This is a genomic window from Micromonospora phaseoli, assembly GCF_900109115.1.
GTDB classification, from domain to species: Bacteria; Actinomycetota; Actinomycetes; order Mycobacteriales; family Micromonosporaceae; genus Micromonospora; species Micromonospora phaseoli.
Genome location: NZ_FNYV01000026.1, coordinates 1 through 6,489 on the forward strand (window position 1 = coordinate 1; position 6,489 = coordinate 6,489).

A 6,489-nucleotide genomic window follows, 5' to 3' on the forward strand; every position below is an offset into this window, starting at 1 on the left:
TGGCGGATACGGATGTGCGGGTGGTGGTGGGGCATCGGGATCTGCTCGACCAGCTTCCGCTGACCGGCCGGGAGGCCGTCGACATCACCGACGTCACCACCGGGACCGACCCGGCCCGCCGTCACCTCCTGGACGAGCAGGACCGGCGTGGCGGGGACGACGCCGCCTACGTCATCTACACCTCCGGGTCGACCGGTACCCCCAAGGGTGTCGTGGTGCCGCACCGCGGCATCACCCGCCTGGTCGGTCGGCCCGACTACGTCGAGCTGACCCCGCAGACCGTCATCGCGCAGCTCTCCAACGCCAGCTTCGACGCCATCACCTTCGAGGTGTGGGGCGCGCTCGCCAACGGCGGGCAGGTGGTCATCGTGCCCACCGAGACGGTGCTCTCGCCGGTGGGCCTCGCCGCCCACCTGCGCGCCCGCTCGGTCAGCACGGTCTTCATCACCACCGCGCTGTTCAACGCCACCGTCAACACGGTGCCGGACGCGTTCGCCACGGTGCGGCAGCTCTACTTCGGCGGGGAGACCTTCGATCCGGGCACCGTGGGCCGGCTCATCGACAGCGGGCAGGGCCCCGCCCACCTGCACAACATCTACGGCCCGACCGAGGTGACCACCTTCTCCACCTACACCCGCCTGCGCGACAGGCCCGCCAGTTCGGGGGCGATCGGCTCGGCGATCGCGAACACCTGGGCCTACGTGGTGGACGAGGTCGGCTCGCTGGTGGGGGTGGGTGTCGCGGGGGAACTGTGGCTGGGCGGCCCGGGGGTCGCCTGGGGCTACTGGAACCGTGCGGGTCTGACCGCCGACCGCTTCGTGCCGGACGGGTTCTCGGGTGTCGCCGGGGGGCGGTTGTACCGGACCGGGGACGTGGTGTGCTGGCGGCCGGACGGCTCGTTGGAGTTCGTCGGCCGTACTGATCACCAGGTGAAGGTCCGGGGTTTCCGGGTCGAGCTCGGTGAGGTGGAGTCGGCGCTGGTGGCGCACCCGGCGGTGGCGTCGGGTGTGGTGGTCGCCTCGCGGTCCGGTGCTGGCCCGGTGCGGTTGGTGGGTTACGTGGAGCCGGTGGCGGGTGCGCCGGTGAGCGTGGCTCAGCTGCGGGAGTTCGTGGGCGAGCGGCTGCCGGAGCACATGGTCCCGGCGTCGTTCGTGGTGATGGATTCCCTGCCGCTGAACCCGAACGGGAAGATCGACCGGGCGGCACTTCCGGAACCCGACCCCGAGAAGCGTGCCGGCCAGGCCGTCTTCCGAGCACCGAGCGAACCACTCGAACAGATCATCGCCTCGGTCTGGGCCGAGGTGCTCGACGTCGACGAGGTCGGTGTCGACGACAACTTCTTCGCCCTCGGTGGCCACTCCCTGCACGCCGTCCAGGTCTGCGGACGCCTGGAACGCACCCTGCGGACGCCGGTGTCGGTCCGCCAGCTCGTCGAGCAACCCACCGTCGGAGACCTGGCCCGGCGCCTGCGCGCCGACGGGCCGGACGCCCGCCGGATCGACCAGATCGCCGCCGTCGTCATGCAGGTCCGCCGACTCAGCCCCAACGAACGCGCCGCACGACTCGCCCAAGGCGTCCGCAGCAACGAAGGAGAACACTGGTGACGACCGCTGACTTCGCCGGGCCGCTGGGGCCGACCGAGGACGACCTCATCGACCACCTGCTGGCGCAGGCGGGGATCGCCGACCCGGCCCCACGCCCGGTCATCGCCGCCACCGCCGGCGAGCCGACGGTCCTGTCGCCAGGGCAGGAACGCCTGTGGTTCCTGGACCGCTGGCGGCCCGGCTCCCCGCTCTACAACGTGCCGGTCGCCATCGATCTGACCGGTCAGGTGGACCCCGACGCGCTGCGCGCCGCGGTGCAGATCCTCGTCGACCGGCACGAGGCGCTGCGTACCGCGATCGGCACCGAGCAGGGACGGCCCCGACTGCGCCGGGCCGCCGAGGGCATCGAGGTGCCGTGGAGCGTCCGGGACGTACGGGCCGCCGGAGCGCAGGCCGAGACCCAGGCGCGGGCCGCGGTACGTGCCGCCGTCGCCGAACCCTTCGACCTGTCGCGGGCACCGCTGCTGCGCGGCGGTCTGATCCGGTACGCCGACGACCGGTGGCTGCTGTGGCTGTCGATCCACCACGTCGCCTGCGACGGGCAGTCGCTGGAGATCCTGCTCGCCGAGCTCGCCGAGGCGTACCAGGCGTTGGTCGTCGGCGCGCAGCCCCCGCGCCGGGACCGGGCCCTCGGCTACGGCGACTTCGCCGCCTGGCAGCGGGACCAACTGACCGGCACCCGGCTGCGCGACGGTGTGCAGTGGTGGCGCCGGCAGCTCGACGACCTGCCGCCGGTGCTGGAGCTGCCGGCCGACCGGGTCCGCCGGCCGGTGCAGAGCTACGCGGGACGTACCGTGCACGCCGAACTGGCTCCCGCCGTGGCCGACGCCGTACGGTCTCTGGCCCGACAGCGCGCGAGCACCGTCTTCGACGTCCTGTTCTCCGCCTTCGCCCTGCTGGTCGGCCGCTGGTCCCGCCGCACCGACGTGGTGGTGGCCACGCCGGTCGCCGGTCGGCCGGTGCCCGAACTGGACGACCTGGTCGGCTTCTTCGTCAACACCCTCGCACTGCGGGTGGACCTGTCCGGCGCGCCGACCTTCGCCGACCTGGTCACCCGGGTCCGTGCCGCCTCGGTCGACGCGCAGGACCACCAGGAGGTGCCGTTCGCGGCACTGGTCGAGGCGCTGGCCCCGGAGCGCGAGCTGGCCTGGTCGCCGCTGGTGCAGGTGCAGTTCGTGCTCCAGCGCCAGGATCCGGCCCAGTGGGGGCTCGGCGACGGGATCACCGCCCGGCCGGTCGGCGTCGACACCGGCACGGCCAAGTTCGACGTCACCCTGCTCGTCTACGACGCCGGCACCGACGGCATGCGGGTGGAGTTGGAGTACGCCACCGATCTGTTCGACGCCGCCACCATGGATCGCTTCGCCCAGCAGTGGTTCACGCTGGTGCAGCGGCTGGTCGCCGATGCGGACCGGTCCGTCGCCGAGATCTGCGGGCTGCCGGAGCAGGAGCGCCGCACCCTCGAGGGCTGGTCGGGCAGCGCGCGGAGGTTCCCCGTCGACGAGCCCATCGGTGACCTGGTCGCCAGGCACGCGCGGCAGCGCCCGGACCACGTCGCGGTGCTCGACGGCGAGACCCGGTTGACCTACGCGCAGCTGCTGGCCGCCGCCGACGCGGTGGCCGCCACCCTGCGCCGTGACGGGATCGGGCGGGGCGACATGGTGGGGGTGTGCTGCCGCCGCTCGGCCGACCTCGTCGTCGGCATGCTGGGCGCGCTGCGGGCCGGTGCCGCCTACGTGCCGCTGGACCCCGACTACCCGGGCGAACGGCTCGACTTCATCGTGCGCGACAGCGGCCTGCGGGTCGTCGTCACCGCTGACGACGCGATCCCGGCCGATCTCACGCTGCCCGACCACGTCCGCGCCGTCGGCATCGAGGAGGCGGTACGCGTCGGCACGGATGGCGCCCCGGCGCTGGCCGTACCGGCCGTCGACGATCCCGCCTACCTCATCTACACCTCCGGCTCCACCGGTGCGCCGAAGGCGGTCATGGTCTCGCACCGCAGCGTGCTGCGGCTGTTCGCGGCGACCGACGAGCAGTTCCATTTCGGGCCGCAGGACGTCTTCAGCCTCTTCCACTCCGCCTCCTTCGACGTCTCGGTCTTCGAGACCTGGGGCGCGCTGACCCACGGCGGCACGCTCGCCGTGGTGCGCTACTGGGAGAGCCGCGACCCGGAGGCGTTCTACGAGCTGGTGGCCCGTGCGGGGGTCACCGTGCTGAGCCAGACGCCGGGGGCGTTCCGCCAGTTCGAGGCCGTCGATGAGCGGCGTCGGGCGGAGTTGGCCGTCCGGCTGGTCATCTTCGCGGGTGAGGCGCTGGACCCCGACGCGGTGCGCCGCTGGTGGACCCGGCACCCGGAGACCAGCCCGGAAATGATCAACATGTACGGGATCACCGAGACGACGGTGCACACCACGTACTGCCGGCTCACCGCCGACCTGCTGGCCGACCGGCACAGCCCGATCGGGCGGCAGGTCGCCGACCTGAGCCTGCACGTGCTCGACGAACTCGGTCGACCCGCCCCGATCGGTGTCCCCGGTGAGCTCTACGTCGGCGGTGACGGCGTCGCCCTCGGCTACTGGCGGCGACCCGCGTTGACCGCGCAGCGCTTCGTCGCCGACCCGGCGAACCCCGGCGGTCGGCGGTACCGCAGCGGTGACCTGGCGGCCTGGCGGCCCGACGGCACGCTGGAGTACCTCGGCCGTCTCGACCACCAGGTGAAGATCCGTGGCTTCCGGATCGAGCCGGCCGAGGTCGAAGCCGCGCTGCTGGCGCATTCCGCGGTGCGTGCCTGCCTGGTGATCGCGCACGGCGAGCCGGGCACCGAACGCCGGCTGGTCGGTTACCTGGTCGCCGACGGCGACCTCACGGTCGAGGCCGTCCACCAGTTCCTCGAACCCACCCTGCCCAGCCACATGATCCCGTCGGTCGTGATCATGCTCGACGCGTTCCCACTGACCGCCAACGGCAAGATCGACCGGCGGAGGCTACCGGCGCCCGGGGACGGTCGGCCCGCGCTGGCCCGGCCGCACGTGGCGCCCCGCAACGACACCGAGCGGACCCTCGCCGAGATCTGGGCGACCGTCCTGGAACTCGACCAGGTCAGCGTCGAGGACAACTTCTTCCACCTGGGTGGCGACTCCATCCGCAGCGTCCAGGTGATCGGCCTGGCCCGCGCCCGCGGCCTCGACTTCTCGTTGCAGCAACTGTTCCAGCGGACGACCATCGCCGCACTGGCCGGCGAGGTCACCGCCGCCCAGGCGCCCACCACCGCCGAGGCGCCCTTCGCCCTGATCAGCGACCGGGACCGGGAGCTGCTGCCCGAGGACGCGGTGGACGCGTACCCGATGGCGGTGTTGCAGGCCGGAATGATCTTCCACATGGAGGCCGACGAGGGGCGTCGCCTCTACCAGAACGTCGACAGCTTCCATGTCCGGGCCCCCTTCGACGAGGCGTTGATCCGGCGGGCCGTGCAGCAGATCGTCGACCGGCACGACATCCTGCGCACCTCGTTCCATCTCAGCGAGTACAGCGAGATGCTCCAGGTGGTGCACCGCGAGGCGGAGCTGCCGATCGAGGTGGTCGACGTACGCGGACTGTCCGAGCAGGAGCAGGACCGCCGGATCGTCGAGGTGATCGAGGGGCTGCGCGACGTCCCGTTCGACCTTGCCCGGCCACCGTTGTGGCGCTTCGTCTTCCACTGGCGCAGCGACGAGTCCTTCGAGTGGACGCTGGTGGAGCACCACGCCATCCTCGACGGCTGGAGCCTGCACTCCTCGATCACCGAGATCCTGCAGCGCTACATGGAGCTGATGCGGGATCCGTCGAGCACCGCCGCGCCCAGGCCCGCCTCGACCTATCGCGAGTTCATCGAGGCCGAGCGCGCCGCGCTCTCGTCGGCGCAGGAGCGGGAGTTCTGGTCGGCGAAGGTCCGGCAGGCTAGCCGGCTTCGCCTGCCCCGCTGGCCGCTGGGCGCCGAGGTCGAGCCGCTGGAGCAGCCGCAGCCCGGGCCGGACGAGCAGCCGCTGCTGGAGTGGGAGCTGCCGCCGGGCCACTCCGACTTCTACCGGTGGCTGGAGACGAAGATTCCGGACGACGTCTGCGCGGGGCTGGCGGCGGTGGCCGCCCGCGTCGGCGTACCGCTCAAGAGCGTGCTGCTCGCCGCGCACATGCGGGTGCTGGCCCATCTGACCGGCAGCCGCGAGGTCGTCACCGGGATGGCCTTCAACGGTCGGCTGGAGGTGCTCGACGGTACCGAGTCGCGGGGTCTGTTCCTCAACTCGCTGCCGGTCACCGCCACCGTGGCCGGCGGCAGCTGGACGGACCTGATCCGGGCGATGCTCACCGAGGAGAACGAGCTGCTGCCGCATCGCCGCTTCCCGATGGCCGAGATCCAGCGCCTGGCCGACGGGGAGTCGCTCTACGAGACCCACTTCGTCTACAACCACTTCCACGTCATGCGCGGCCTGGCCGACCGGGACGTGCGGATCGTCGATCCGAAGATCAACTCGTTCACCACGATGCGGGTCGAGCCGACCAACTACCCGTTCGTCTGCGGGTTCCTGCGCGACCCCGGGGCCAGCGGCCTGCTGATGGGGCTCGACTACCACACCACCGAGTTCTCGCCGGAACAGATCCGGCGCGTGCGCGACTACTACCTGGCCGCGCTGCGCTCCATCGTGGCCGACCCCGACCGTCCGCTCGCCGAGGTGGACCTCACCTCGCCAGCGGAGCGGGCCCAGATCCACCGGTGGAACCGGACCACCCGGGACCAGTCCCCGCAGCTCACCGTCGACGCGTTGGTGGCGCGGTGGGCGGGGTTGTCGCCGGGTGCGGTGGCGGTGGTGGATGGGGATGTGTCGGTGTCGTACGGGTCGTTGGTGGC

Annotated in this window: 2 protein-coding genes; both read left to right on the plus strand. The window is 72.0% G+C overall.

Annotated elements, in window-relative coordinates:
• The coding region (locus BMY89_RS29605) for a non-ribosomal peptide synthetase (protein ID WP_232521622.1) at positions 1-1,604 on the plus strand (1,604 nt) is incomplete at its 5' end.
• The coding region (locus tag BMY89_RS29610) for a non-ribosomal peptide synthetase (RefSeq protein ID WP_139218048.1) at positions 1,601-6,489 on the plus strand (4,889 nt) is incomplete at its 3' end. The genes BMY89_RS29605 and BMY89_RS29610, both read left to right, overlap by 4 nt.